This window comes from Pseudomonas sp. M20, from assembly GCF_045037865.1.
GTDB lineage: Bacteria > Pseudomonadota > Gammaproteobacteria > Pseudomonadales > Pseudomonadaceae > Aquipseudomonas.
The window spans coordinates 1,853,560-1,878,184 of record NZ_CP173611.1; the positions used below are offsets into that span (position 1 = coordinate 1,853,560).

Below are 24,625 nucleotides of genomic sequence, written 5' to 3' on the forward strand. Positions count from 1 at the left end.
CTTCCGATATCGGAAGTTAGATTGTTGGTCGGAAGTCGGCATCTGTCAAACATTTTTTGGTGGGAGGTACTGCTTGATCGAGCGGTCGTCGCGCGCAAAGAGATATGACCTGACATTTGTTTGCGTTGCCCCCAACCAGACTCAGGCATACGGGTACTGATCTCGATTGCCCCAGCGTGAGACTATTAGAGTTTTACGCAATGATTCCTGGTGCTTGATCCTGCTAGGAATTTTCTTTGCCAAATTTTTTGACGGTGTGTTTCATCTTTTCGAAGGAAATAGGTGTTAATTGCACCGAAAAAAATCGACCAATAGGAGCAAGTTGTAAATGGGAACTGGCAAGCGAGGAAAGCCCCCTACGCAGAAGGCAAAATCTGGCGTCGTTCGGGTAAGACGCCGGGATGATTTTCTAGAATCGACAATTCGAACCCTCCGAGATATGGCAGGCAATGTTTGCTCGTTTCCTGATTGCTCTGTTCATACCCACGGGGCCAAAGGGTCCCTAGATGGAGCATTCAGTATCGGTGTCGCTTGCCATATCACCGCTGCGGCTCCAGGAGGTCCTCGCTATGATCAGAACCAAAGCGCCGCAGAGCGTAGAGACGTCAGCAATGGTATCTGGATGTGTCAGACGCATTCGAGGCTCGTGGACGCAGACGACTCCCCATATCCTGTTGAGTTGCTTCGCGAGTGGAAGCGACAAGCCGAAATCCGTGCTAACCAAATGGTTAATCAGCGGGCATTTACAGAGCGAGAGCTAAAGTCGGCAGTAAAAGACGAATCCGTCGATATATTGGGAAGATATATCAACCGATTTACTGATCCCCTTGGAACACCTGTCAATGAGATGCTAAGCACCTATGAGTCTGGCATGTCTGAAATTGACCCGCGATTCAAAGTTCGGGTTAATAAGAGTGCGAGCGGAATAAGTCACGAAATATTCGCAGTGGCGCCAGACGCGAAATTTAATTTACTCATCCGTGGTGTTGATGAACTTAAGGATTTTGAAGCGGCCGAAAGAGCATTTTTTGAAGAGGGGCGAGAACTGAGTATCCCGAGCTCGAATTTTGAATTTGCTGGTTCCAAGTTATTCGAGGCAATCCACCAGCGACTTGATACAGATCGCGTCGGAAGCATAGTCCTAGGTGGGATCAAGAAAAAAATCAACGCAAACCTATTCGCGTGCGATGGAGAAGGACACGAACACTTTATTGATTCATTTGACGCGGAGTATACCTCCGGGACATTAAGAACCATAATTCAAGGAAGTTGCCTTGGTGGCTTTCTTACGTTTGAGCATAGACTTGAACATAATGGTGGCAGCCTTCTGAATATGAGCATTGACGTTAAGGCTTGGCAAGGGCTTGATGTTTTAGAACTGCCACTATTTGGGCGATTGACAAAAGCACTGCAATACTTGGAAAAAGGCAGCTTCGTTGTAGAGTTTGAGGTGGCCAATCGACTCGTTCGAATAGATACGAAGCAAAGCCCAGAATCAAATGGTTTTGCAGAGCATTTTTCCTATTTTATAACCATGATAGATCAGTGCCGCAAAATTGCAGAGAAATGCGAAGACAACATATTTATGTTGGACATTAATTTTACTGAGGAAGTGATTATTTTTCTCAGAAAGCTCACCCGTCTAATAGACAATAAAATCATTGGCCGAAGGGCTCCATCAATGCTCTGTCGAGGGACTTTCGATTGGTATGATGGCTATTCAGTTGAGGATTTAGATGATAAGGTTCAGCGAATTACTCTTCAAAATGAAATTCGTCCGGAAATAAATCTGCTTGGTCAAATGGTGAAAGCACCTAGAATCTCAAGTACTTATACGGGTGTTGAGGCGGTTTTGTATTGTGACTTAGAGGAAAGAGAACAAGTCAAAATGGAGATAGTCACCACGGAGAATACTTTAATTGAACACCAATTTAACGATGTCGATCGGTGGGAAGTGCTTGCCTTGCCAAGCTAAATGTTTTAGAAATGCAGGATAATAAATGCACTTTCTGAAACGGCGTAACAATGTTCAGCTGAAGCATTTTTAGCTTTGAAAGCATGTCTTGCTAACGAAAGCTACCTAAGATTTACTGGGGCTTTGTTCCGTTTCCCATGGAGGGATGAATTTATCGTCAATCAAGTCTGTGGCCTTCAGAGACGGTCGATACTCACCGTCTCCAAGTGACGCCGAATTAATATCTCTAATGCTCCTATTGTACGTATTAGCCAACGATTTGAAATCGTTATCAAGGTACGCTGCTTCACCTAGTAATCCACCCAGTTTGTACTCCAGCTGAGTTTTGGTAAGGCCAAAGCTATCGCGCTTTCCTTCGAGGGCCAGTTTAATTAATCTCATTTTTCTAAACCTAGCATTGGGGACCCTCAATGCACCTTCAGAAACCACGGTGCCAGTAATATGCTTGGGAACCTCTACGCCGAAAAGACGTGTTTTCTTGGCCGCGGTCAAATGTCCATATTTTTTCACTATTTTTTCGACTTCCCATAGGAACCCGTGGGTTATGCGAGCGCCCGAAAATGTCAGGTCGTCAACATAGCAAGTGAATTTTAGGTTTGAGTTTTTCGCCAAGACACTCAGCTCGTCAAATAATGGCTTGTTAGAATAAAACGACAGTAGAGGGCTTAAGGGGCTCCCCGTCGGGATGCAGTCATCACAAGTAACGAGTTCAGCATAAAGATTGGCGATATCACCTGGGCACTCAAGGCGATCCCTGAAGAAGTTAAATACCTGAGACTTTTTAGTGGAACGAAAAAAATTGCTAATATCGAGCGTCGCCACCATGCAGCCGCTCAAATGTTGTTCGGCATTCCTCTTGTATGATGTTCCCTTTAAAGCTGATTGCATGTACTCAGTCACTTTGACACAGCGCAGTAACTTCAGAATACGCTCGTGAATGGCTAGTAGTTTTCCTTTAGGCTTTTGCACCCATCGGGATTTAGGTGGCTTGCCAATTTTGAAAGGGTCAGGTTTGGGAGTCATCTCAAAGCGTTTGTAATCTCCTATGCTGCATAGAAGGTCATGGATGCTGAGAGAGAGAATAGCTGCTAACTTCGATCGTGAAGTGGTTTTGTACAACGCGCTTTGTGATATCTCGTAGGACTTTTTCTCTTGCTTAGCCTTTTTTACTCGCTTTGGCTTCATTTTTATTTTCAATCCATTCGAGAAGATGAATTACTTTTTTTGCTACTCCCAGGCGCAATCTGTTCGAAGGCTTAGGCGCGTCGAGATTCTCAGAAAAGAACAGTATTGATGACAACGGAATATCGAAACGATTGCTGTACTTTCCTAGCAATTCGATAGTCGGTTGCTTTTTGCCTGACTCTAGCTCGGAAAGGTGGGAATTTGAGATTCCCAGCTCCTTACTCAGCTCTGTTTGCGACAGATCGTGGTAGGTTCGAATCAAGCGTAATGCCTGGTTCAGCATCACAGCATCCTCATTAATAAGTGACAACAGCGGGGGTTAGGCATTAGAAGAGCTCACGAAGATTTTCCATTAGCTTTGGCCAGTGTTTGTCGATCAGAGGAAACAAAAATCCGACCAAACGTACAACACACATCATCAGCCTTAACCACTTAACAATCTTTCGTTTTCTAACAACCGGACGTCGTTTGGCGGGTTTTGCAATTTTCATGGGTTTTACCTCAGTTGCCCCTCTCAGACGTTGAGAAGGTCTCGCATGCAACTGGATAGAAAATTGGAGCAAACGACGCTTTTCCCCCCTTCTGAGCACCTGCTTCCGACTCGCACGGAAGCAGTATCCCCGCGTCTCCGGATCCCTGTGCTGCCGGGTGCCGAAGCGCTTGGGAAAGGGTTTAGAGGCAAGCCTCCACTGGACCGAAGCCCTCACAACAGCGAGATGATCTCCTTACCGCAGATGCAGGCTAACTGAGGCTTCGCGACAAGTCAAAAATATTCGCTAATAGCGAATATTTTTAGTCCGAAGGGCTGCGGCTTGCTCCAGCTACAGGTCAGGTAAAATTTGCCTTCCTCTCTTTTCTCCTGTCCTTCAGCCGAGCGCTGCGCTTTCTAAATAACTGAGAGCCAGCAATAAAACAGCACTTTCGGCTTGCGGTTGCAGGTGGCCTTCGCTGTCCATCGGTAAATATGGCCTCGCCGGTATGTCACCCCACAGCTGCGGAAAGTCTGCCTGGTCTCCTCCAAACTGCATCATCGCCGCATACGGTTTGTTACTACCGACCATGGCCGAGCTGGCCTTTGTGTGGGTGGTAATTGAGGCTGCAAGGCCTGCGGCGCTGATCTGCAGGATCTGGCCCGGCCAGTGGCCGTGTTTGGCTCGGTTTTCGGTGGTGACGTCGGAGAGTTCTGGCCATCGGGGGCGGCCTTCGTGTTCGAAGTTTTCTTCGGTCTGGCTGGCGAGTTCGGTGGCGATGGTTTGCATCAGGGGGTTGAGGTCGCCGACGGCCGATTCTATTTCGCTGAGGGTTTGTTGCAGACGTTGTTGGTTTATTTCGATGGTGAGCATTTTGGGTTTTTGTTCCGGTCAGGAAATTTTGTGGGCTGGTAGGCCGCGATCGCTGGCAAGCCAGCTCCCACAGGGAATTGGGGTGGGTCAATGGGTGTGGTTTTGAGTGACGGTTTGTTTTTGTTTTAAGGCTTGGGTCAGGCCTGCGCCTGGGGCGTGGTTGAAGCCGGGGTCAGGACGGAATGTGATGGATTGGTTTTGGCTGGTTTGGACGGTCAGGTCTTTGCGTTTGACGGCGGCTTCGGTCAGGGCGATGACGCGGCAGCGGCAGTTGTAGCCGTTGGGTGGGTAGATGGTTTGCCAGATGGGGTCGTCATGGCGGTAGACCTGGCCGTGGAGTGCGCGGTGGCTGGGGCGGGTTTTGCTGTCGAGGATGGCGACGAACATCCAGTACGGGTGGGTCTGGGTGGTTTGTTCCATGGCGGTTTTGCGACCGGCCATGTAGGCGCTTTGCAGGTTGGTTTGGTAGATGGTTTTGAGGCGGCGTGGGCTGCCGAGTTGGACGGGTTGGGCGGCGCCTTGGCTGTCGACGATGATGGGTTTGCCCCACCAGCCTTGGTCTTGCAGGGTCGGCTGGAGGTTGTTGGTGAATTGTTTGAGGGTGTGGCCTTGTTGCAGGGCTGTTTCGAGGGCGGCGCGGATGTCGGACAGCAGGTCCAGGTGCATGGCTTTGGCGACGGTGAAGGCTTGGTCGTGGGCTTGATCGAGCATGTCTTGCCAGTGCCAGGTGATGGCGTAGCCCTTGGCTTTGAGGTAGGCGATGGCGTTAGCGGGTTCGAGGCCGAAAACGGCTTTGAGGTCGATGGGGTTTACGGGTTGGGTCTGGGTGGCCATGTCAGTCTTCTTTGTCGGCGGTGGCGCTGAGGTGGCCCCAGGTGTTGGCGATGAAGATGAGGTGGGCCAGTTGCTGTGGGAGGGCTTGGCTGTCCATGTGTGGGTAGGCTTCGGCCAGCAGGCCTAAGGCGTCGGTGTCGTTGTGGCTGTGTTGCAGGGCTTGGATCAGGGGCGTGATGGCGTGTTCGGTGTGTTGTTGCAGGGTGGCGGCCGGCAGGCTGTTGATGGCTTGGTCTAGGGCCAGTTGGTCGAGTGCGAGGCTGGTGGTGGGTTCGGCGAATGCGGCTGAACCGGTGGTGGCTGGTGGTGGTTGCAGGTCGCCGTCTTGCAGGTTGTAGGTGCGTTGCCAGTAGGCGTTGCTGAATTTGACGCCGGATTCGGTGAGGGCTTTGTCGCGTTGGGCGAGGCTTTTGTCGATTTCTTCTTGTTGCCACAGTTGGTAGTCGGGGGCGGCGATGTGGGGGCCGAAGTTGAGGTCGACGACGTGGCGGATGCAGAGGTTGAGTGCGGCGGCGACGATGCTGGCGTCGCCGTCGCGGATGTCTTGGGTGACTTCGGCGCCGGCGGTGGCGCTGGCGCGGTTGCTGTCTTTTTCGGTGGTTTGGTTTTGGCCGAGCATGGCGACGTTGATTTCGCTGCGGCAGTACTCGAGCAGTTGGCGGTAGACGTCGGCGCTGCCGGCTTTGCCGGCGGCTTCGATGATTTGGACGCTGGCGTCGTCGGGGATGGCGGCGACGGCGTCTTGGACCATGGCTTCTAGGCTGTCGAGTAGCAGGTTGGTTTCGTCGTCGGTGGCGCCGCGTGGGTGTTTGCCGATGACCCAGGGGCTGCCGTATTTTTCGGTGAATTGAACCCAGTATTTGAGGCCGCCGCGCATGAAGGTGGCGGGCCAGAAGCACATGCTGAGGTCGGGGAAGCCGTAGGGGTTGGCGTAGGTGGCGTCTTGGCGGGCGACGATGATGCGTTGCGGGTCGCAGGGTTGGCCGTCGGGGCCGGCGTCTTTGGCACGAAAGCGCAGTGCGTTGTGCTGGTCGTAGTAGAACCATTCGGCGGGTTTGCCGAGCAGGTCTTGGGGCACGAGGTGCCGGCCGAGGGGCTGCCACATGAGTTCGAGGGGCTGGTAGCCGTATAAGGGGGCGTCGAGCAGTTCGCGCAGGATGCGATCGAGGTCGAGGTCGGCGAGCCAGTCGCTGATGAAACGTTCGATTTTGGGGCTTGCGTCGCCGCGTTTAAGGCCGCGCTCCAGTGAGAGGACGGCGGCTTTGCGGCGGCGGATGTTGCCACCGACGAGGGCACTGCTGCGCAAGTCGCGGTAGACCTTGATGTCTTTGCCTTGGGCTTTGAGGATGGGGTCGGGGTTTGGCAGGTGGGCGCCGAAGGTGGTTGATTCGGCGCGGCTGCGGGTGGCGATGTGGCGCTTGAGTGCGGGGTTGCGTTTGGCTTCGGTGAAGCTGACGAATTCGGTGGGACTGATCCATAGGCCTTGGTTGTTCATGCGTACCCTTGGGTGATGCGTGGGCCCTGGCGTGGGCGCCGTGATTTGACGGTGATGGGGCCACAGGCGACTTCGAGTGTGGCGAAGTGGGCCAAGGCGCCGGCGCCGGCGAAGTCGCCGTGACGATGGAGGTCGGGGTCTTTGAGGTCTTGTTGGCGGGCTTTGCTGATCATGGGGATGCCGTCGATGGTTTCGATGGCGCGCAGGTCTTGGTGTAAGGAGTCGTCGCGCGGCAGTGTGAGGTGGGCGTCTTCGAAGAGTTGGACGAATTTGGGCATCCAGGCGCCGTACCAAGTGCGGCTGATTTTGATTTGGTGGATGCGGTTGTGGCCGAAGGTGTCGGCGGTTTCTTCGGCGAGGGTTTCACCGTTGCCGGTGGCGTCGAGGGCGGCGCCGATGAAGCGTGGCAGCCCGCGCAGGAGGTGGAAGAGGATTTGTTTTTGTTGGCGGGTGGGCACTTTGTGCAGCTCGATGACGAAGGGTATGTCGCGGTGCCGGGTTTGGTCGACGGACATGGGGCAGATGATGGAGAAGTCGCGGTGCCGGGCGTAGTCCATGCCGAGGAAGTGGCGCAGGGTTGGCGCGAGTGCCTGGCGCATGACGGGGTTGAGGTGGCGGTCGATCCAGTCGGTTACGTAGGCTTCGCGGCGGTGGATGGGTTGTTGGGTGAAGGCGTCGTCGAGGGCCAGGCGCAGGACGCTGCGGCCGGGGCGCATGGCTTCGTCGATCCAGACGCCGGGGATGCAGACGCCGTTGCCGTCGCGGGGGATGGCGTCGAGTTCTTCGCGCATTTGCGCTTTGCGCGGGCCGTAGGCGTTGCGGATTTTTTTGTACCAGGTTTGTTTGCCTTCGGCTGTGGGCGCCTCCCCGGCCATGTAGCAGACGCGTTCGTAGAGGCCGTTGGCGACGGCGTCGTCGAAGGTGGCGCGGTAGACCTGGGCGCTGTCGCCGTAGCGTTTGTCGCGGATGTCGCTGACCATTTGGTTGAAGGCGTTGGCCTTGCCGTTGTGGGTGCTGATGATGACGATGCGCCCGCCCCAGATGAGCAGCGCGGTGGCGGCGTCGAGGACGGCGCTGACGTTTCGGTGGAAGGCGGCTTCGTCGATGATGACTTTGCCTTGCAGGCCGCGGACGCTGGCGGGGTTGCTGGAGAGCGCGACGATTTTGAAGCCTGACGCGTAGCGGATGCGGTAGGCGTTGATGTGCCGGGTGTGGCCGGTTTCGTCTTGGTCCTGGAATAGAAACTCTTCGATCTGGCTGGCGCCGGCGGCTTGGGCTTGGGCTTGGGCCATGACGCGGCTGAATTTGGCGCAGTAGCCGATGAATTCGAGGCCTTTTTCTTTGGTGTCGCCGATGTAGTAGCAGTCCATGCCGGCGGCGGCTTTTTGTGAGGCGGCGGTGATGACGCTGTCGAGGGCTTCGGCGAAGGTGATGCCGGTGCGCCGGCCTTTTTCACAGAGTTTGATTTGGGCGTGGATGGCGAGCCATTGGCTTTGGTGGGCCATGAGCAGGTCTTGGGCTTGTGGGTTGTAGCCTTCGGGGATCTGGCGAACGCTGGGTGGCAGTTCGTCCCATTCGATGACGCGCAGTGTGCTGGCGGAGGGGGTCATGGTTTGACGCCGAGGAAGGTTTGGCGCCAGTACTGGGCTTGGTCTTCGGTCATGCCTTTGGCTTTGACTGCGCTGTCGAGGGCGGCGGCTTGTTCTTGCAGGAGGCGTTGGCGGGTCGCGTGTTCGATGGCTTGGCGTTCTTTGACGCTGAGGGTGCGGGCTTCCATGGTGGCTTTGGCGGCGCGGGCCAAGGCGCTGATTTCGGCGATGGTGATGTCGTCTTTTTCGTGGGCGCCGAGGGCGGCTTGGTAGGTCAGGGTCGAGATGGCTTCGATGAGGAGGACGCCGGTTTTGTCGGTGGCGTCTTCGCCGAAGGCGCCGACGAAGGCTTCGGCCATTTGCCGTTGTTGGCGGGCTTTGTCGGTGAGTTGGTCGAAGCCGATTTTGAAGCGGCTGAGGGCGCTGCGGCTGGGCGGCGTTTGGCTGGGGAAGCGGGCCTGGAGGTCGGCGAGCATGGCGTCGAGGGTGTGGCGGTCTTCGCGCAGGAGTTTGTGCAGGTAGGCTTTGACGTCGGCGGGCAGGCGGTTGATGGTGGATTTGCCGGCCATGGTCAGGCGCCCGGCCGTTGGATGCCGGGGACGCGGGCGCGGCCGGCGGCAATGTCTTGGCCGCGTTCGGTGAGGGTGGCGACGAGGATGGGGCCGATGTCGTTGAGGGTGATGGCGTGTTGTTCGGCAAGCCAGTGGAGTTCGGTTTTGGTCTGGTCGCGGCTGGTGCTGTGGCCGTGGTGGTCGAGGGCGGTGTTGAGGACGGAGCTGTTGGCGCGGTAGCCGGGCATGTCGGCGAGCAGGCGCAGGAGGACGAGGCGGATGTCGTGGCGCAGGTAGTCGGTGTAGGTGTTCATGGTTTTTCTCGCAGCAGGTAGTCGTTGATGCGGTCGAGGGCGCGGGCCAGTGGGCTGAGGGCGTCTTTGACGCCGGTGAGTTCGGCGCGGATGGCTTTCATGTCGCCGAGCAGGTCGGCGATGGCGCTTTGGTCTGGGAGGTGGCGGACGTGTTCTTCGAGGGCGACGATGCGGGTGTTGAGGTGGAGCAGTTGGTGGGCGCTGGCGGCTTGGCGTTTGGCGAGCCAGGTGTAGAGGCTGAGGATGGCGAGGATGAGCCATTCGGCGATTTGCAGGCCGGCGGTGAGGTCTTGGTGGGTCATGGGGTGCCCCGCGGGGTGTCGGGGGTGTTGCGGGGGGATTGCGGGCGCATGGGGGTTGCCTCCGGTCAGGGCGCCCCGGGGTTTGCGGGGGCCAGAAATACTCACGCCGCTATGGTGGGCGGCGTGGGGTTGGAGGGCTTTTAATTGGGTTTAGGGAGGAACGTTGACGCGACTGGCATTTTAGAACGTAGGTCGAATACCTCCATGGCGTCGGTGTATGTCTATAATTCTAACTCGCCAAAAACACAGGGAGTGTCATATGAACGATCAAGTCAAAGTCAGTACAATTGATAAAAAAAGATTTACTGCGTTAATTGGGGCGTCCCGCAACCCTTTGGGAGCTATGGTCAGCAATGAAATTGGTTGGTTTGCTAATCAAGACGAATCAGTTTTAGGGGTGTTGCTTCATGATATTGATGATGAGTATGCATGGGTAACCTTAGGGCGTGATGAAGCCGGAAGATATCGAGGTTTCGATGTTGGTTCGTGTATTCAAAGTAAAAGTGAAGCAGAAAAAAATCTGATCAATAAAATCACAGAGATCACCCTCTCTGAACAAAAAGAATTTCCTCAGAACGACAAGGGGAAAGCGCTAGAGCTGTTTGAAATTATAGTTTCCGAGGAGAAGATCCACCCATTCTTCAGGAAGTTAAGCGAGGCGCCAGGCTTTTCGTCCGCCAAGGGTATCATTAGCGAAATGATGCCTCACTTCACAGATATAGACGGAAACTTCGTCGAACAGTTCCAGTCTGCTGGTTTTGATGCGCGCATATGGGAGTTGTATCTGAATGCGTATTTTGTTGAGGAAGGGTTTGACTTCAATAGATCATATCATGCGCCCGACTTTAACTTAGCTAAGTACGGACACAAAGTCTGTGTGGAAGCGACTATCGTAGGTCGCCCCAAACCTATGACTGAGGAAGAAGCTAACCGCTCGCCAGAACCAATGACGCGAGAGCAGATTCTAGAAAAGACGATGAATGAGATGCCTATAAAATTTGGCAGTCCTCTTTACACCAAACTTAAAAAAGAATACTGGAAGCAGAAGCACGTTGCAGGAAACCCTCTGGTGTTGGCGATTGCAGACTTCCATGACCAGCAGTCAATGTTGTGGAGCTCTACATCCCTGCCAAACTATCTTTACGGCGTGCACCACAGCTCTCACTATGACGAAAATGGAAAATTGATCATAGATCCGATCGCGATTGAAACTCACAAGCACGGTACTAAGGAGATACCTTCCGGTTATTTCTTTCAAAAAGATGCAGAAAACATTAGTGCGGTGATGTTCTCAAATAGTGGCACTATCTCGAAATTCAACAGGATGGGGAAGCAGGCAGGTTTTGGCGTTAAGAATGTAATATTGCATCGTGCAGGCTACTGTCACCACCATGATGATAATGCATCTCTTCCCAAAACGTTTTCATATTTGGTAAACGGCGAATGCAACGAGACCTGGTCCGAAGGGTTATCAATGTTTCACAATCCGAATGCTTTGCACCCGGTCAATCCTGGTTTATTCCCTTCTATAGCGCATCACTTTTTTGAAGACGGACAAATTGTCAGCAATCTACCTGACTTTTACCCATACGCATCCACTACGAGTATTTTGAACGTAGTAGATGATGACGAATGGGAGAAAATCAAAAACGCTAAGGAGCTTTGATTTTTAAAAAAAGTAACGCCAAGTAAATTTGGCTTGGCGCTACTATCACTTTGAATCCTTATTTACTCTGATAAGGTAATCGATGTTACGGCCTTTAAACACTCCGAATGATGAGCTCTAAGCTCAGTCAATGCGTTTTCTATTGCTTCAGAAAACAATTGTTTGTCCGCTTGGCGTGCAGCGCTAATTTCTGCCTGCCACCAGCTGTTGGCGAAGATGCCTGCTGAGGCGCAATGACCCAGAGGTTCGAATATAGAGCGGCCGAACTGTGTTTGGCCGCTCTCACGCAGGGCTTTGAAGCGTTGGCTGTGGGTCGATAGGTCTTTGAGGTTGTTGGCTTTGAGGATCTGCAGGCCCTGTGTCATGGCGTTGTCGAGATCAGCCAAATATTGGGTGGCGCTGGCCAAGGCTTGGGGACTGACGCTGGTGTAGACGGTGTGCGTCTGCTGCTGTTCGGCCGTTTGGGCGACGGCTGGTTTCACTCTGATGGGTTCGTTCGGGCTGAGCCAATACCAAATGCTGGCGGCGACGATGACCCATGACACTGCCGTCGCGACTTTTTGCGCGGTGGTCTTTTCTGTTTTTGCGTTGTTTTTATTCTGGTCCATTGGTGCTTCCTTTTTGGGGCGTTTCGTCCGTGGGGGCTGCGTGGGCGACGGTGGTGACACCGTCTGTGGTTGGGGTGTTCAGTGGGATGCGACGAGCATGAAGGCCAGGCCTGCAAATACGCCTGTGGCGATGAGGGCGTAGGTTTTGAGGGCTTCGGGCAGGTGGTCTTTGATTGAGTAGCTGAGGGCGGCGATGCCGATGCAGGCTACGCAGGTTTTGAGGATGAGCCGGTGGTTGTTGTGTTGCCGTGTCAGGGCGTTTTTATGGGCGGTGTCGTCGTCGTGGGGGTTGTGGTTGCAGTGCAGGCACTGTCGTTCGCTGGGTTGGGGTGGCGGGTGTTTGAGGGTGTGGTGGCCGAGGTTGATTTGGCCGCGGTTGCCTTTGATTTTGATGGTGAGTTGATGGTCTTTTCCATCCATGGGGAGGTTTTGTATTTCCTCTGAAAGCCTGGCTGATAGTTTGCTGACCAGGTCTCCGTCCTCGCTTGGCATAGTTCTCCTTTGCTATTTCAGCGATTTATTACCAATTTCAATATGCGCTCAACGCGGGGCTGGTCGAACTGTTGTTCGTGGCCCAGCGCGTTGTAGATCTCTGCGGCCACTTCGGCCAGTTTTTTTGATGGCCAACGCCGGCCGGCTTGTTTGGCGGCGGCTTCGAGCATTTCGATGATTCGTCCGAGTTTTTCGCCGTCGATGGGCGCCCAGGTGGGGGCTGCTGCGTCGGTGTTGGGGACGAGGATTTTTTGGCCGGTGATGATGAAGTAGAGATCGGCGCCGGCTTGGGCGATGGCGGCCATGTAGTGGGCGTCGGGGACGCGGTCGCCTGCTTCGTAGAGCATTTGGGTTTTTTTGGTTACGCCGGCCAGGGCTGCGAAGTCGGTTTGGTTGAGGCCTAGCCGTGTCCGCTCGCCGCGTAGTCGCTCACAAAAGGAAACCATTCGGTTACCAAAATCCTTTTACATGGGAACCGTTCGGTTCCATCATTCGTTCACACCGTCCGACCACGAACGGCAACTTTATCGGCACCAAGGCGGGTGCTGTTTCCCCGGAGGGATTTTATGACGCTACGTACTGCGGATGAGGCTAAAGCTGAGCTTAGGGCTAAGGGTGTTTCGATTACTCAGTGGGCGATCGCGAATCGCTTTTCGCCCAACCTGGTGTTTGAGGTGTTGGGTGGGCGCAAGAAATGTGTGCGCGGTCAGACGCATGAGATTGCGATCAAGTTGGGGCTTAAGGCCGGGGAGATTTGTGTGGACCCGGCGTCGGCTCTTGAGTCTTCGCGTTTTGTGGCGTGAGGCTCTGGATGAAAAATCATATCGGTTATGGGGAATCTACCGCTTTTATTTGTTTGCCGAGACTGCGCGCGGGTGAAAAAGAGAGTTTTCCTACAAAAAACACACTATTTGCCACTTTTTTTGCGGTGACGCGTGGGCTGCTTAATAGGTGGCGGGTGCGGGCCTTCGGTTTTGAAGGGGGCAATTTACCTGATTTTGTTGTGCGTGCTGTGTCGTGTTTGACCGCTTTTGCTTGGGTGTTGCGATGAGTCGGCCGGTGTCGGCGTCTGCTCGGGTGTTGCGTGTGCTGTTGGCGTTGAAGGGGCACACGGTGACGGGCTTGAGTAATGCGGAGTTGGCGGTTTTGACGCAGGACAGTCCGAGCAATATTACGCGGGCGATGCAGACGTTGATTGAGGAAGGTTTGGCGCTGAAGTTGGATAACGGGCGTTTCGCTCATTCGGTGAAGGTGTTGCAGATGGCGCAGGCGCATGCCGAGCACATGGCGCGCTTGACGGGGCGGATGCAGGAAATCAATCGGCGGATTGCCGCGGGTTCGAGGATTTAAGGAGGCTGTATGGCACGGAGCAAGGGTGTTTGCGCTGAGGCGTTGGTGTTGCCGGCGTTGGATGGCGCGAGGTTGACGGCTGATCAGAATGCGATGGCGTCGTTGCAGGCTTTGCATGGCGATGAGCGGGATGTGGTGAATCAGTTGTTGGGTCAGTCGCTGATGGCGGGTGCGTTGGAGGCGTTTTCCCGCACGGTGCGGATTTCGAAGTTGGCGTTTGTGAAGGAGAAGAAGCTTTATCGAGCGATTGCCGGGGGTAAAAGTCCGCACGGTGCGCAGGTGTTGAGTGGGACGTGGGAGGAGTTTTGCGGCCTGCTGGGGCGTTCGGTTGATCAGGTGGATCGCGATATTGCGAATGTCCGGGCTTTCGGTGAGGAGGCGCTGGATTCGATGTCGCGGATGGGGTTTGGCTATCGCGAGTTGCGCCAGTTTCGCCAGTTGCCGCAGGACCAGCAGTCGGCGCTGGTTGAGGTGGCCAGGGCCGGTGATAAGGAGGCGTTTGTTGAGTTGGCTGAGGAGTTGATCGGCCAGCATGCTCGGGAGACGGCGGTGTTAGGTCGACGACTTGAGGAGGCTACGGCGGATTATTCGGCGCAGAGCGAGTTGCTGGCGAAGCGGTCCGGTGAGTTGGATGGCGCTCGTCGGGCGCTGGAGTGCTCCCGCCAGCAGGTGCAGGCGATGCCGGCCGATGAGGTGGCGAAGGCGTTGCGCGCGGAGGTGACGGCGATTGCGTTTGAGGCGGAGTGTTGTGTGTTGGGGCCGCTGCGGGAGGGGTTTGCGAAGTTGGCGGCGCTGGCGTGTGACGGTGAGGATCATCGGGTGTTTCAGGCCGGGTTGATTGGGCAGTTGGAGACGACGCTGGGCGTGGTTCGCAGTGAGTTCAATTTGCTGGGGGCGGCGGATGGTGCTGCGGTTTGGTTGTCGGCTGCGGAGGTTGAGGGATGAATCCTGTTCAAGCTCAGCAGTTGATGGAGATTGCTCGCCGTCTGGATGCAGCGGTGTATGGCGAGCGTTCGGCGATTTATGCGGCGGGTGTTTCGGAGCTGGGGGTGTCGCTTTCTACGCTGCAACGGTTGTTGAAGTCGGTGTCTGTGGCGAAACCGCGTAAGCGTCGTCGGGATGCGGGCAGCAGTGTGTTGCCGATTGAGGAGGCGCGGTTGATTTCGGCGATGTTGTTGGAGTCGATTCGGGCGAATAACAAGCAGTTGTCGACGATTGTGCGGGCGGTTGAGCGTTTGCGCAGTAATGGGTTGATTACGGCGGGTCGTGTGGATGAGTTGACGGGTGTGTTTCGGCCGTTGAGCCGCAGTGCGATTTGCCGGGCGCTGCATGCTTATAAGTTGCATCCCTCGCAGTTGTTGCAGGACGCCCCGGCGGTGTCGTTGGCCAGTTTGCATCCTAATCATGTGTGGCAGGTGGATGCGTCGATTTCGACGCAGTTCTATTTGGCGGATGACGGTGCGCGGGTGATGCATAAGGCTGAGTTTTATGAGGGGAAGCCGGCGAATTTGAAGCGGATTGAGCGCCAGCGGTTGTGGCGGTATGTGGTGACGGATCATACGAGCGGGACGCTGTATGTGGAGTATGTGTTGGGGGCGGAGTCGGCCGAAAATTTGTGCAGTGTGTTGATTAATGCGATGCAGAAACGCGGTGCGGCGGATCCTTTTCACGGGGTGCCTTGGGTGTTGATGACGGATCCGGGGGCGGCGATGACGAGTGGGATTTTCCGCAATTTGTGCCGGGTGTTGTCGATTGATTTGGTGATTAATCGGGTCGGGAATGCGCGGGCGAAGGGCCAGGTTGAGCAGGCGCACAATTTGGTTGAGCGGGAGTTTGAGAGTGCGTTGAAGTTTCAGCCGGCGAAGACGCTTGAGCAGATTAATGCGTGGGCCACGCAGTGGATGCGGTTTTTCAATTCGACGTCGATTCATACGCGCACGCGCCGCAGTCGGTATGGGGTGTGGCAGTTGATTACGCCTGAGCAGTTGCGCTTGGCGCCGAGTGTTGAGGTGTGCCGGGAGTTGGCGGTCTGTACGCCGGAGTACCGCAAGGTGAGTAATTTGCTGCGGGTGTCGTTTCGCGGGGCGTCGTTTGATGTGAGTTCGGTGCCGGGTGTGATGGTCGGTGAGAAGTTGCTGGTTACGCGTAATTGCTGGCGGGATAAGGATTCGGCGATTGCGGTGTTGGTGGGCGATGACGGGCGTGAGCGGTACCACGTGATCGAGCGGATCGGGGTGGATGCGTTTGGCTTTGCTGAGTCGGCGGCGGTGATTGGTGAGCAGTTTAAACAGCATGCGCAGACGCCGGCGCAGGTGTCGCGCAAGGTGTTGGAGCAGTTGGCGACGGGGACGCATTCGGAGGCGGATGCGCTGGCTGCGCGCAAGGCGAAGGCGGTGCCGTTTGGTGGGCGTGTGGATCCGCTTAAGTATGTGAAGGATACGGTGTTGCCGGCTTATCTCCCGCGACGGGGGTCGACGCTGAATGTGGATGCGCCGACGGTTGAGGTTGCGCCGTTGAGTCTGGTTGAGGCGGCGAAGTGGTTGCGGCCGAGGTTGGGTCAGTTGTGGTCGCCGCAGTCTTACGGCTGGTTGTTGGAGCGTTTTCCGCAGGGTGTTCCTCAGGAGCTTCTTGAGGCGATTGAGGCTGAGTTGAAGCGGCCTGTTGAGGTCAGGCGTGGGCCGTTCGGTTCGGTTGGGGGTGTGTGATGTTGAAGTTGAAAGGGATTTTGCAGGAGATGGGCCGGCCTCAGGCGGCGTTGGCGCAGTCGTTGTGTGTGAGCAGTGCGGCGGTGGCGCAGTTGGTGAATCACAATCTTTGGCCGCGCAAGTTGGATGGTGAGGTATTGCGGGGGCGTATTCGTTCCTTTCTGGCGGATTGTGGGGCGAATGACGTTGCGATTGCGGGTGCTTTTGATGAGGCGGTTGTGCCGTGTTTGATGGCCGATGTTCCGGCTGCTGTGGTTGTGCTGTCCAAGGAGGACGATTCGATGTTGTTACCCAAGCAAACGCTTCAGCCCGCTACACGTAAGGCGTTTGGTCTGTTTCGTGATCCGTTTGATGAGTTGCAGTGTGCCCAGGATATGTGGGTGAGTCCGGATATTCGCTATGTGCGGGAGGCGATGTATCAGGCGGCGCGGCACGGTGGCTTTCTGGCGGTTGAGGGGGAATCGGGGGCCGGTAAAAGTACGCTTCGCCGGGATCTGGTGAATCGTCTTGCTGAGAATAATGATCCGGTGCTGATTATTGAGCCTTATGTGTTGGCGTCTGAGGATAACGATTCGAAGGGGAAGTCGCTTAAGAGTACGCATATTGCTGAGTCGATGATGACGGCTGTGGCGCCGTTGGCTAAGCCGAAGAGTAGTCCTGAGGCGCGCTTTGCTCAGTTGCATCGGGCGTTGAAGGAGTCGCATGCGGCGGGGTATCGCCATTGTCTGGTGATTGAGGAGGCGCATAGTTTGCCGGTGCCGACGCTTAAGCATTTGAAGCGGATTTTGGAGTTGGAGGTGGGGTTCACGAAGTTGGTGAGCGTCATCATGATCGGCCAGCCGGAGTTGGGGGTGAAGTTGAGTGAGCGGAATGCGGATGTGCGGGAGGTGGTGCAGCGCTGTGAACGGGTGGTGCTGGGGCCGGTTGATGGTTCGCGGCTGGGGGAGTTTTTGACGTTTCGGTTTGAGCGGATCGGTAAGGCGTTGGGGGATGTCATCGAGCCTGGCGCTGTTGAGGCGATTGTGGCGCGCCTGTCTCAGCCGACTCGGCATGGTGGGCGGGATGGGACGGTTTCGCTGCTTTATCCGTTGGCGATCGGGAATCTGGTGATTGCGGCGATGAATTTGGCGGTGCAGTTGGGTGTGCCGAAGGTGTCTGCTGATGTCATCAAGGGGGTGTGATTTGGAGACTTTGAATCTGACCAACCGTTTGAGGTGTGTGCCACTGAGCATTTTGGCTGAGGGGTTTCCAATCATGCTTTCGGCTTTTAATGAGCTGGTGCGGGAGTTGCGTGGGGCCGGCATTGGGATCAAGGAGCAGGTGCTGTTGGAGAATAAGGTGGTGATTGATGATGACTTTGCTGATTTGTTTGTGGTGCGGTTCGGGGATTGTTTGAGTGGGATTCGCTATTCGTCTGCGGGGCAGTTCACGTGTAGTTCGGTGACGGTTCGCGGGGTGGATGTGGTTTGGATGACGTTGGCCAGGGGGCAGGTGCAATGATTGTTGGCCCCGAGCGTGCGGCGGTACGGGTATGAGTGGCTTGCGCAGTAAGGGGCCGGAGTTGTTGGTGGATCTGACTGAGCATGTGGCGGCTTCGTTGGTTGAGCTGGTGTCGATGGAGGATGAGGCGGCTCGGCATGTGGCTAAAGAGGTGGCCGATCGGATGGCGGCGCATTGGGGTGGGCAGAATGTCTATTTCCCGATGGGGCTGGCGGGGAAGCTTAGTCGGCGGGATCGGCAGATTTTTGAGGAGTTCAATGGGACAAATCATAGTGATCTGGCGAGGAAGTATGCGGTGTCGTTGCAGTGGATTTATAAGATTGTGAAGGCGGTGCGCAAGGATGAGGTGGCGCGTCGTCAGGTGGATATGTTCGCCCCGTCGGTTGATGACTGACGGGGCGTTTTTCGTTGCGCTGGGTGCAAGGGAATTGCAGGGCGTGTCCCGGTTTGGGTCGGGGTGGACCGGAATGGGTCGGGTTTATCGCGCGTTTTGGGTATGATTTATGTCACGCGTTAACAACAACACCAAGGGCCAGTTACCATCCGGCGACTTTGAATGGGAACCCACTGAAATGACCGAAGACACCATCAAACGCCGGGCCCGAGGTCTGGACCGGGCGTTCGATATCCTCGATTTCCTCAAGGAGGTCGGCCAGCCGCTGCGTCCGAACGACATCGCCAACGGCATCGGCAGCCCGAAATCCACGGTCTACGAGCTGGTCGCTTCGCTGCTGGAACGACGGATTCTGGAACCGGTGGGCAAGGACGGTCACGTCTATCTCGGCCGGCAGTTGTACTTTCTCGGTCAGGCGCACCTGCGACATTTCGACCTCAGCCGCGAGGCCGATCACGCCTTGCAGGAGATCGTCAGCCAGACCCATGAAACCGCGCAGATGTGCCTGCTCAACGGGCGCAAATACACGGTGGCATTGATGAAGGAGGGCGAGCGGCATTTCCGTATTTCCTCCGACATCGGCGAAAACGCGCCAATCCCGTGGACGGCTTCCGGACGCCTGCTGCTCGCGCACTTGAGCGATCAACAGATCATCGACCTGATCGACGAAGACGACTTCATCCTGCCCGATGGCGAACGCCTGCCGCTGGAACGTTTTCTGGCGGAGATCCGTCAGGCCGGCATCGATGGATTTTTCTCCTTCGACAGCGTTGCCGACACCTTTACCCATTGCTTCGCCGCGCCGGTAAAAGATCCGCAAGGCGTGGCCATTTGCACCTTGTGCATCGTCGCCCCTCGGGCCGATGCGAAGAACAATTACAACGACTATCGCCGGGTGCTGATCGAGAGCGCCAACAGCCTCGCCCGGCGCATCAACGAATAACCGCGGCTGCCTGCGGCCGCGAAAGTGAGGAGTTCGACCATGACCACTGCCATCAATACTGCTGGGGACAAGGGCGACGCCGCCATCGGTGCGCACCTGACGCGTGACGTCAGCCTGCCGGCGCTGGTGCTGCATCGCGAAGCGCTGGAGCACAACATCCGCTGGATGCAGAAGTTCGTCAGCGACAGCGGCGCGGAACTCGCGCCTCACGGTAAAACCAGCATGACGCCGGCGCTGTTCAAGCGCCAGCTCGACGCTGGCGCCTGGGGCATCACCCTCGCCAGCGCGACCCAGACCCGCGCCGCTTACGCCCATGGTGTGCGCCGCGTGCTGATGGCCAACCAATTGGTCGGCACGCCGAACATGGCACTGATTGCCGATCTGCTGGCCGATCCGTTGTTCGATTTCTATTGCATGGTCGATCACCCGGACAACGTCGCTGACCTCGGCGCCTACTTCGCCTCGCGTGGGGTGAAGCTGAACGTGATGATCGAATACGGCGTGATCGGCGGGCGTTGCGGTTGCCGCAGCGAGCAGGAAGTCATCGAGCTGGCCAAGGCGATCAACGCGCAACCGGCGCTGGCCCTGACCGGTATCGAAGGCTACGAAGGGGTGATTCACGGCGATCACGCGGTCAGCGGCATTCGTGAATTCGCCGCGTCGCTGGTGCGTCTGGCGGTGCAGTTGCAGAACAGCGGCGCGTTCGCGATCGCCAAGCCGATCATCACCGCCTCGGGTTCGGCGTGGTACGACCTGATTGCCGAATCGTTCGAAGCGCAGAATGCGGCTGGGCGCTTCCTTAGCGTGTTGCGTCCGGGCAGTTACGTAGCGCATGACCACGGTATCTACAAAGAGGCGCAGTGCTGCGTGCTCGACCGTCGCAGCGATTTGCACGAAGGATTGCGCCCTGCGCTGGAAGTCTGGGCGCACGTGCAGTCGTTGCCCGAGCCAGGCTTTGCGGTGATCGCCTTGGGCAAACGCGACGTGGCGTACGATGCCGGGTTGCCTGTGCCGTTGCTGCGCTACAAGGCGGGTGTGGTGCCGGCGCTGGGCGATGACGTCGGTGCGTGCAAGGTCACGGCAGTGATGGATCAGCACGCGTTCATGACGGTGGCGCCGGACGTTGAATTACGCGTTGGCGACATCATTTCCTTTGGTACGTCGCACCCGTGCCTGACGTTCGACAAGTGGCGCGTGGGGTTGTTGGTGGATGAGCAGTTGTCGGTGATCGAGAGCATGGAAACTTGTTTCTAAAGCTTGAGACCGAGTCGCGGCCATTCGCGAGCAGGCTCGCTCCCACACTTGGAATGCATTCCCCTGTGGGAGCGAGCTTGCTCGCGAAGGCGCCAGTCCAGACACCATCGATCAACTAGAGACAGCACAAGATGAACACCCTTAGCCCCTTGGGCCCGAACACCCCGCGCATCGCCCTGATCGGCGAGTGCATGATCGAACTGCAGCAGCGTGCCGACGGCAGTCTGCAGCAAAGCTTCGGCGGCGACACCCTGAACACCGCGGTGTACCTGTCCCGCGCGATGGGTGACAAGGCCCAGGTCGACTATGTCACCGCATTGGGTGACGACAGCTTCAGCGATGCCATGTGCCAGATCTGGTCCGACGAGGGCATTGGCCTCGATCTGGTACAACGTCTACCGGGTCGCCTGCCGGGTCTGTATTGCATTCAGACCGATGCCAATGGCGAGCGGCGTTTTCTCTATTGGCGCAACGAAGCAGCGGTTCGCGACTGTTTCACCACCCCGGCAGCCGAACCGATTCTGGCGGCTTTGCCGGATTACGATGTGCTGTATTTCAGCGGCATTACCCTCGCTGTGCTCGGCGCATCGGGCCGGGAAAAACTGATCCAGACCCTCATCGAGGCGCGGCAGCGTGATGCGCGCATTGTTTTCGACAACAATTACCGGCCACGCCTGTGGGCCACTGTCGAAGACGCGCGGGCGGCGTATCGCAGCGTATTGCCTTACGTTGATCTGGCGTTGCTGACGGTGGATGACGAACAGGCGCTGTTCGGTTTCACCGATTGCGCGGCGGTGTTTGCCGCTTATGCGCAGTTCGGAACGCCGGAAGTGGTGCTCAAGCGTGGCGGCGAAGCCTGTTTGATTCGCTGTGATGACGAGTCATTCGAGGTGCCGGCGCAGAAGGTCGAAAAAGTGGTGGACACCACGGCGGCGGGGGATTCGTTCAGTGCGGGGTATCTGGCCAGTCGATTGCTGGGCGGGAGTCCGGTGGAGGCTGCCGAGGCGGGGCATCAGTTGGCGAGCCGGGTGATTCAGGTGCCGGGGGCATTGATTCCGAAATAGGTTTTGTGTGGCCGCTTGCTGCGCAATCGATCGCGAGCAGGCTCACTCCTACAATTGAAATGCGTTCCCCTGTAGGAGTGAGCCTGCTCGCGATAGGGTCTTAAAGCCAAACACTAATCCCGATAAAACACCTGCACCAGGTGATACCCGAACTTGCTCTTGATCGGCCCATGCACGGTACGCAACGGCTTTTTGAAAATCACCGCATCTATCGCGCCGACCATCTGCCCCGGCCGCACTTCACCCAGATCGCCGCCGCGCTTGCCGGACGGGCAGGTCGAAAATTTCTTCGCCAGCACATCGAACGCTTCACCCTTGGCGATGCGTTGTTTGAGCTGTTCGGCCTCTTCGGCGGTTTTCACCAGAATGTGGCGGGCTTGGGCTTTCATCGTGCGGTACCTGATAACGGGGTGACGGCGGGGCGCGGATTATGCCTCAAGTCACGGAGTTTGGCTGATCATCGTGCGGATCTTGCTGGCCAGCAGCTCAATGGCAAACGGTTTGGCGACCATGTCCATGCCATCCTCGAGAAACCCCTGACGCTCGGCGGCTTTCTGCGCATAACCGGTCATGAACAGCACCTTGAGACCCGGCCGATGCTGACGGGCGATTTCCGCCAGTTGCCGGCCGTTCATGCCGGGCAGCCCGACGTCGGTGACCAGCAGATCCACCCGCAGATCGGACTCCAGCAGCGGCAGGGCGGTCTTGGCATCTTCGGCTTCGTAGGCTTGGTAACCCAACTCCCGGAGCAGATCGAGTACCAGCATGCGCACCGCCGGATCATCTTCAACGACCATCACGGTTTCGCCAGTCGCCGTCGCCGGCGCTTGTTCAATGGGCGCGATCGCCGGCCGTTCCGCCTCGACGCCGTACAAGCGCGGCAAGTACAACCGCACGCAAGTGCCTTGGCCCGGCAGGCTGTCGAGGCTGACGTGGCCACCTGACTGCTGGGCAAAACCATAAATCATCGACAGCCCCAACCCGGTGCCCTGGCCAATCGGCTTGGTGGTGAAGAACGGATCGAAGGCCTTGGAACGCACGGACGGCGTCATGCCGGTGCCGTTGTCGCTGACCGCCAGCATCAGGTAATCGCCGGCCTTGACCGGTTCGAGCGTGGTGATATCGCTGCCGTCGAGATAGACGTTGGCCGTCTCGATCAACAATTCACCGCCATCGGGCATGGCATCGCGGGCATTGATGACCAGATTAAGCAGGGCGTTTTCCAGTTGGCTGACGTCGGTGCTGACCGGCCATACATGCTCGGCCAGGCGCAGAGTGAGTTCGATCGGATCGCCTTTGGTCCGACGGATCAGGTCCTCCAGCGAATGCACCAGTTCATTGACGTTCAGGGTTTTGCGATCCAGCGACTGTCGCCGCGAAAACGCCAGCAGACGATGGGTCAACGCTGCCGCACGGTTGGCCGATGACACCGCTGCTTCGGTAAAACGACCGATCTCGTCCGCCCGGCCATTGGCAATGTAGCGCTGCATCAAATCGAGGCTGCCGATGATCCCGGTGAGCATGTTGTTGAAGTCATGGGCGATACCACCGGTGAGCTGACCGACAGCTTCCATTTTTTGCGCGTGGCGCAAGGCATCTTCGGCGCGCTCGCGTTCGAACATCTCGTTCTGCAAACGCTGGTTGGCCTGGGCCAATTGTTCGGTGCGGGCGCTGACCCGTTCTTCGAGGGTTTCGTTGAGATTGCGCAAGGCCTCTTCGGTTTTCTTGCGCTCGGTCTCGTCGATCACAAAGATATAGAAGCCGTTGACGGCGCCGTCCGCCCCGTAGCGTGGCAGGTAATTCATCAGCGCGTGACGACTGCTGCCATCGCGATGCGGGGTATACAGGCTGAACGAACACGGCCTGCCGGCCAGCGCCTCGGCAATGTAAGGCAGACGGAGGAAATAGGCTTCTTCGCCAATGACGTCGCGAATCGTGCGTCCGTAGAGTTCCTGTGGCGTGAGGCCATACCAGTCGAGATAAGCCGCGTTGTTCAGACGGAAGCATTCTTCGCGGTCGACATAACTGATCAGGATCGGCATGGCGTTGATGATCAACTGCAGTTCGGTCTGGCTCTGGCGCAACGCCTGTTCGGTGTGTTTGCGCTCGGTCAGATCCAGCGCCGCCCCGAGGAATCGCATGGGCCGGCCATGGTGATCCTTGTAGCAGCGTCCGCGAGCGAACACCCAGCGCACCTCGCCATCGGCTTGCAGCAAGCGATATTCCTCAGCGTATTCGGTGCCGTAGGTGATGCAGTGTTTGATGCTGCGCGCGACCATTGCGCGGTCTTCAGGGTGCACGCCTTGCAGGTAATCACTGATCGGCAATCGGCCGGACAGGCCGGGATCAACGCCATGCAGTTGGGCGAAATGCGCGTCGGCGATAAAGCGATCTTCGCCGATGTCCCAATCCCAGGTGCCGACGGCATCGGTCGCGGCCAGGGCCAGTTGCAGACGTTCCTCGGTTTCGCGTTGCGCCTTGAGGCTTTCTTCGGAGCGTCGTTGCAGCTCCAGGGCGATGCGCCGGCGTTCGTTGGTTTCGATGGCGGTGACGAGGATGCCGGCGACTTGCGCAGTTTCATCACGGATCGGGCTGTAGGTCAGATCCAGCCAGAAGTCGGACTCTTTGCCGTCCCGTTGCAGGGTGAAACGTCTTTCGCTGTAGGTACGTACCTGGCCTTGTAGGACGGCGCTGTAAATCGGGTCGGTAAAGTCGCGCAGCTCCGGCCAGATCTGGTGTGCAGGCTGTCCGAAAGCGTGCGGATGCTTGTGGCCGGCGAGCAGAGCGAAACCGTTGTTGTAGATCTGCGTGAGCTGTGGCCCCCACAGCAACAGCATCGGCATGGGCGAGTGAATCACGATGTCCACCGCGGTACGCAGACTCTGCGGCCAGTTGCCGGCAGCACCCAGCGGTCCGCGACTCCAGTCGGTGCGGGCGATCAGTGCCTGAGCGTCGTCGGTGTTCGGTACAGCATTCATTACATCAGTCCTGAGCGTGGTTCGGTGAGGCGACGTCTATCATTGTTGCAGTTGATCTGCGCCAGGCGCAGGCCATTTTCTGT

At 56.9% G+C, this 24,625-nt stretch carries 27 protein-coding genes; 13 read left to right on the forward strand and 14 right to left on the reverse strand.

The genetic code is table 11. The features are described 5' to 3' along the window. Positions 1-328: 328 nt before the first annotated feature. On the forward strand, positions 329-1,975 hold the full coding sequence (locus ACI514_RS08415; RefSeq protein ID WP_146033712.1) for a hypothetical protein: 1,647 nt from the start codon (positions 329-331) through the stop codon (positions 1,973-1,975). Between the two features lie 105 nt (positions 1,976-2,080). Here ACI514_RS08415 and ACI514_RS08420 read toward each other — a convergent pair whose 3' ends face one another. The 9 genes from ACI514_RS08420 to ACI514_RS08460 form a co-directional block, all read right to left on the reverse strand. Next, positions 2,081-3,160, reverse strand: a complete 1,080-nt coding sequence (locus ACI514_RS08420; RefSeq protein WP_405123525.1) for a reverse transcriptase family protein — start codon at positions 3,158-3,160, stop codon at positions 2,081-2,083. Then, positions 3,132-3,443, reverse strand: coding sequence for a helix-turn-helix transcriptional regulator (locus tag ACI514_RS08425; RefSeq protein ID WP_102902394.1), 312 nt, complete (start codon positions 3,441-3,443; stop codon positions 3,132-3,134). Before ACI514_RS08425 ends, ACI514_RS08420 begins: the two co-directional genes overlap by 29 nt. A gap of 583 nt (positions 3,444-4,026) precedes the next feature. Next, the gene (locus tag ACI514_RS08430) at positions 4,027-4,503 is read right to left on the reverse strand and encodes a phage virion morphogenesis protein (RefSeq protein WP_102902395.1); all 477 of its coding nucleotides are present in this window, start codon (positions 4,501-4,503) and stop codon (positions 4,027-4,029) included. Positions 4,504-4,590: 87 nt separating this feature from the next. Beyond that, a complete protein-coding gene (locus ACI514_RS08435; RefSeq protein WP_405123526.1) occupies positions 4,591-5,337 on the reverse strand; it encodes a phage minor head protein in 747 nt (248 codons plus the stop codon). Position 5,338: 1 nt separating this feature from the next. Continuing rightward, the gene (locus tag ACI514_RS08440) at positions 5,339-6,832 is read right to left on the reverse strand and encodes a DUF935 domain-containing protein (protein ID WP_405123527.1); all 1,494 of its coding nucleotides are present in this window, start codon (positions 6,830-6,832) and stop codon (positions 5,339-5,341) included. Beyond that, positions 6,829-8,442, reverse strand: a complete 1,614-nt coding sequence (locus ACI514_RS08445) for a hypothetical protein (protein WP_405123528.1) — start codon at positions 8,440-8,442, stop codon at positions 6,829-6,831. Before ACI514_RS08445 ends, ACI514_RS08440 begins: the two co-directional genes overlap by 4 nt. Next, positions 8,439-8,990 (reverse strand): phage protein Gp27 family protein, encoded by a 552-nt coding sequence (locus ACI514_RS08450; protein WP_134176972.1) that lies wholly within the window; start codon positions 8,988-8,990, stop codon positions 8,439-8,441. Before ACI514_RS08450 ends, ACI514_RS08445 begins: the two co-directional genes overlap by 4 nt. Before the next feature lie 2 nt (positions 8,991-8,992). Next, the gene (locus ACI514_RS08455) at positions 8,993-9,286 is read right to left on the reverse strand and encodes an ArsR family transcriptional regulator (RefSeq protein WP_405123529.1); all 294 of its coding nucleotides are present in this window, start codon (positions 9,284-9,286) and stop codon (positions 8,993-8,995) included. Then, positions 9,283-9,588: a DUF2730 family protein gene (locus ACI514_RS08460; protein ID WP_405123530.1), complete on the reverse strand. Its 306-nt coding sequence runs from the start codon at positions 9,586-9,588 to the stop codon at positions 9,283-9,285. The genes ACI514_RS08455 and ACI514_RS08460 overlap by 4 nt, the downstream gene beginning before the upstream one ends. 259 nt (positions 9,589-9,847) lie before the next feature. Here ACI514_RS08460 and ACI514_RS08465 point away from each other — a divergent pair, with 259 nt between their 5' ends. Then, complete coding sequence (locus tag ACI514_RS08465; protein ID WP_405123531.1) at positions 9,848-11,254, forward strand: hypothetical protein; 1,407 nt, start codon at positions 9,848-9,850, stop codon at positions 11,252-11,254. Positions 11,255-11,316: 62 nt separating this feature from the next. On the opposite strand, the gene ACI514_RS08470 is transcribed toward ACI514_RS08465, so the two are convergent. From ACI514_RS08470 to ACI514_RS08480, 3 genes are all read right to left on the reverse strand, one after another. Next, a complete protein-coding gene (locus ACI514_RS08470) occupies positions 11,317-11,862 on the reverse strand; it encodes a hypothetical protein (RefSeq protein WP_405123532.1) in 546 nt (181 codons plus the stop codon). Between the two features lie 78 nt (positions 11,863-11,940). Further along, a complete protein-coding gene (locus ACI514_RS08475; protein ID WP_405123533.1) occupies positions 11,941-12,354 on the reverse strand; it encodes a hypothetical protein in 414 nt (137 codons plus the stop codon). A gap of 17 nt (positions 12,355-12,371) precedes the next feature. After that, on the reverse strand, positions 12,372-12,701 hold the full coding sequence (locus tag ACI514_RS08480) for a hypothetical protein (protein WP_405123534.1): 330 nt from the start codon (positions 12,699-12,701) through the stop codon (positions 12,372-12,374). 219 nt (positions 12,702-12,920) lie between these two features. Here ACI514_RS08480 and ACI514_RS08485 point away from each other — a divergent pair, with 219 nt between their 5' ends. From ACI514_RS08485 to ACI514_RS08535, 11 genes are all read left to right on the forward strand, one after another. Beyond that, positions 12,921-13,157 carry a DNA-binding protein gene (locus ACI514_RS08485; RefSeq protein ID WP_038361110.1) on the forward strand — a complete coding sequence of 79 codons (237 nt, stop codon included), beginning with the start codon at positions 12,921-12,923 and terminating at the stop codon, positions 13,155-13,157. 8 nt (positions 13,158-13,165) lie between these two features. Further along, positions 13,166-13,405, forward strand: coding sequence for a hypothetical protein (locus ACI514_RS08490; RefSeq protein WP_405123535.1), 240 nt, complete (start codon positions 13,166-13,168; stop codon positions 13,403-13,405). Beyond that, complete coding sequence (locus ACI514_RS08495) at positions 13,402-13,704, forward strand: helix-turn-helix domain-containing protein (protein ID WP_405123536.1); 303 nt, start codon at positions 13,402-13,404, stop codon at positions 13,702-13,704. The genes ACI514_RS08490 and ACI514_RS08495 overlap by 4 nt, the downstream gene beginning before the upstream one ends. Positions 13,705-13,713: 9 nt before the next feature. Further along, on the forward strand, positions 13,714-14,649 hold the full coding sequence (locus ACI514_RS08500; RefSeq protein ID WP_405123537.1) for a hypothetical protein: 936 nt from the start codon (positions 13,714-13,716) through the stop codon (positions 14,647-14,649). Beyond that, positions 14,646-16,409 (forward strand): integrase, encoded by a 1,764-nt coding sequence (locus tag ACI514_RS08505; RefSeq protein ID WP_405123538.1) that lies wholly within the window; start codon positions 14,646-14,648, stop codon positions 16,407-16,409. Before ACI514_RS08500 ends, ACI514_RS08505 begins: the two co-directional genes overlap by 4 nt. Beyond that, a complete protein-coding gene (locus tag ACI514_RS08510; RefSeq protein ID WP_405123539.1) occupies positions 16,409-17,590 on the forward strand; it encodes an ExeA family protein in 1,182 nt (393 codons plus the stop codon). Before ACI514_RS08505 ends, ACI514_RS08510 begins: the two co-directional genes overlap by 1 nt. Position 17,591: 1 nt before the next feature. Then, the gene (locus ACI514_RS08515; protein ID WP_405123540.1) at positions 17,592-17,909 is read left to right on the forward strand and encodes a hypothetical protein; all 318 of its coding nucleotides are present in this window, start codon (positions 17,592-17,594) and stop codon (positions 17,907-17,909) included. A 31-nt stretch (positions 17,910-17,940) separates the two neighbouring features. Then, the gene (locus tag ACI514_RS08520; protein ID WP_016987191.1) at positions 17,941-18,303 is read left to right on the forward strand and encodes a Mor transcription activator family protein; all 363 of its coding nucleotides are present in this window, start codon (positions 17,941-17,943) and stop codon (positions 18,301-18,303) included. Positions 18,304-18,481: 178 nt separating this feature from the next. Beyond that, positions 18,482-19,246, forward strand: a complete 765-nt coding sequence (locus tag ACI514_RS08525) for an IclR family transcriptional regulator (RefSeq protein WP_160058246.1) — start codon at positions 18,482-18,484, stop codon at positions 19,244-19,246. Between the two features lie 39 nt (positions 19,247-19,285). Next, on the forward strand, positions 19,286-20,500 hold the full coding sequence (locus tag ACI514_RS08530) for an amino acid deaminase (RefSeq protein ID WP_405123541.1): 1,215 nt from the start codon (positions 19,286-19,288) through the stop codon (positions 20,498-20,500). 131 nt (positions 20,501-20,631) lie between these two features. Continuing rightward, a complete protein-coding gene (locus ACI514_RS08535; RefSeq protein WP_160058242.1) occupies positions 20,632-21,564 on the forward strand; it encodes a sugar kinase in 933 nt (310 codons plus the stop codon). A gap of 113 nt (positions 21,565-21,677) precedes the next feature. Here the strand turns inward: ACI514_RS08535 and ACI514_RS08540 are convergent, their stop codons facing one another. Together ACI514_RS08540 and ACI514_RS08545 are read right to left on the reverse strand one after the other, a co-directional pair. Next, positions 21,678-21,953, reverse strand: coding sequence for a peptidylprolyl isomerase (locus ACI514_RS08540; protein ID WP_007912322.1), 276 nt, complete (start codon positions 21,951-21,953; stop codon positions 21,678-21,680). Positions 21,954-22,004: 51 nt separating this feature from the next. Next, entirely contained in the window at positions 22,005-24,542 is a 2,538-nt protein-coding gene (locus tag ACI514_RS08545; protein WP_405123542.1) for a PAS domain S-box protein, read from the reverse strand. Positions 24,543-24,625: the final 83 nt, after the last annotated feature.

Bases quoted from the DNA above. Each gene is read 5' to 3' on its own strand.
- ACI514_RS08415 (WP_146033712.1), top strand. From the start codon at position 329: ATGGGAACTGGCAAGCGAGGAAAGCCCCCTACGCAGAAGGCAAAATCT.
- ACI514_RS08420 (WP_405123525.1), bottom strand. From the start codon at position 3,160: ATGAAGCCAAAGCGAGTAAAAAAGGCTAAGCAAGAGAAAAAGTCCTAC.
- ACI514_RS08425 (WP_102902394.1), bottom strand. From the start codon at position 3,443: ATGCTGAACCAGGCATTACGCTTGATTCGAACCTACCACGATCTGTCG.
- ACI514_RS08430 (WP_102902395.1), bottom strand. From the start codon at position 4,503: ATGCTCACCATCGAAATAAACCAACAACGTCTGCAACAAACCCTCAGC.
- ACI514_RS08435 (WP_405123526.1), bottom strand. From the start codon at position 5,337: ATGGCCACCCAGACCCAACCCGTAAACCCCATCGACCTCAAAGCCGTT.
- ACI514_RS08440 (WP_405123527.1), bottom strand. From the start codon at position 6,832: ATGAACAACCAAGGCCTATGGATCAGTCCCACCGAATTCGTCAGCTTC.
- ACI514_RS08445 (WP_405123528.1), bottom strand. From the start codon at position 8,442: ATGACCCCCTCCGCCAGCACACTGCGCGTCATCGAATGGGACGAACTG.
- ACI514_RS08450 (WP_134176972.1), bottom strand. From the start codon at position 8,990: ATGGCCGGCAAATCCACCATCAACCGCCTGCCCGCCGACGTCAAAGCC.
- ACI514_RS08455 (WP_405123529.1), bottom strand. From the start codon at position 9,286: ATGAACACCTACACCGACTACCTGCGCCACGACATCCGCCTCGTCCTC.
- ACI514_RS08460 (WP_405123530.1), bottom strand. From the start codon at position 9,588: ATGACCCACCAAGACCTCACCGCCGGCCTGCAAATCGCCGAATGGCTC.
- ACI514_RS08465 (WP_405123531.1), top strand. From the start codon at position 9,848: ATGAACGATCAAGTCAAAGTCAGTACAATTGATAAAAAAAGATTTACT.
- ACI514_RS08470 (WP_405123532.1), bottom strand. From the start codon at position 11,862: ATGGACCAGAATAAAAACAACGCAAAAACAGAAAAGACCACCGCGCAA.
- ACI514_RS08475 (WP_405123533.1), bottom strand. From the start codon at position 12,354: ATGCCAAGCGAGGACGGAGACCTGGTCAGCAAACTATCAGCCAGGCTT.
- ACI514_RS08480 (WP_405123534.1), bottom strand. From the start codon at position 12,701: ATGCTCTACGAAGCAGGCGACCGCGTCCCCGACGCCCACTACATGGCC.
- ACI514_RS08485 (WP_038361110.1), top strand. From the start codon at position 12,921: ATGACGCTACGTACTGCGGATGAGGCTAAAGCTGAGCTTAGGGCTAAG.
- ACI514_RS08490 (WP_405123535.1), top strand. From the start codon at position 13,166: ATGAAAAATCATATCGGTTATGGGGAATCTACCGCTTTTATTTGTTTG.
- ACI514_RS08495 (WP_405123536.1), top strand. From the start codon at position 13,402: ATGAGTCGGCCGGTGTCGGCGTCTGCTCGGGTGTTGCGTGTGCTGTTG.
- ACI514_RS08500 (WP_405123537.1), top strand. From the start codon at position 13,714: ATGGCACGGAGCAAGGGTGTTTGCGCTGAGGCGTTGGTGTTGCCGGCG.
- ACI514_RS08505 (WP_405123538.1), top strand. From the start codon at position 14,646: ATGAATCCTGTTCAAGCTCAGCAGTTGATGGAGATTGCTCGCCGTCTG.
- ACI514_RS08510 (WP_405123539.1), top strand. From the start codon at position 16,409: ATGTTGAAGTTGAAAGGGATTTTGCAGGAGATGGGCCGGCCTCAGGCG.
- ACI514_RS08520 (WP_016987191.1), top strand. From the start codon at position 17,941: ATGAGTGGCTTGCGCAGTAAGGGGCCGGAGTTGTTGGTGGATCTGACT.
- ACI514_RS08525 (WP_160058246.1), top strand. From the start codon at position 18,482: ATGACCGAAGACACCATCAAACGCCGGGCCCGAGGTCTGGACCGGGCG.
- ACI514_RS08530 (WP_405123541.1), top strand. From the start codon at position 19,286: ATGACCACTGCCATCAATACTGCTGGGGACAAGGGCGACGCCGCCATC.
- ACI514_RS08535 (WP_160058242.1), top strand. From the start codon at position 20,632: ATGAACACCCTTAGCCCCTTGGGCCCGAACACCCCGCGCATCGCCCTG.
- ACI514_RS08540 (WP_007912322.1), bottom strand. From the start codon at position 21,953: ATGAAAGCCCAAGCCCGCCACATTCTGGTGAAAACCGCCGAAGAGGCC.
- ACI514_RS08545 (WP_405123542.1), bottom strand. From the start codon at position 24,542: ATGAATGCTGTACCGAACACCGACGACGCTCAGGCACTGATCGCCCGC.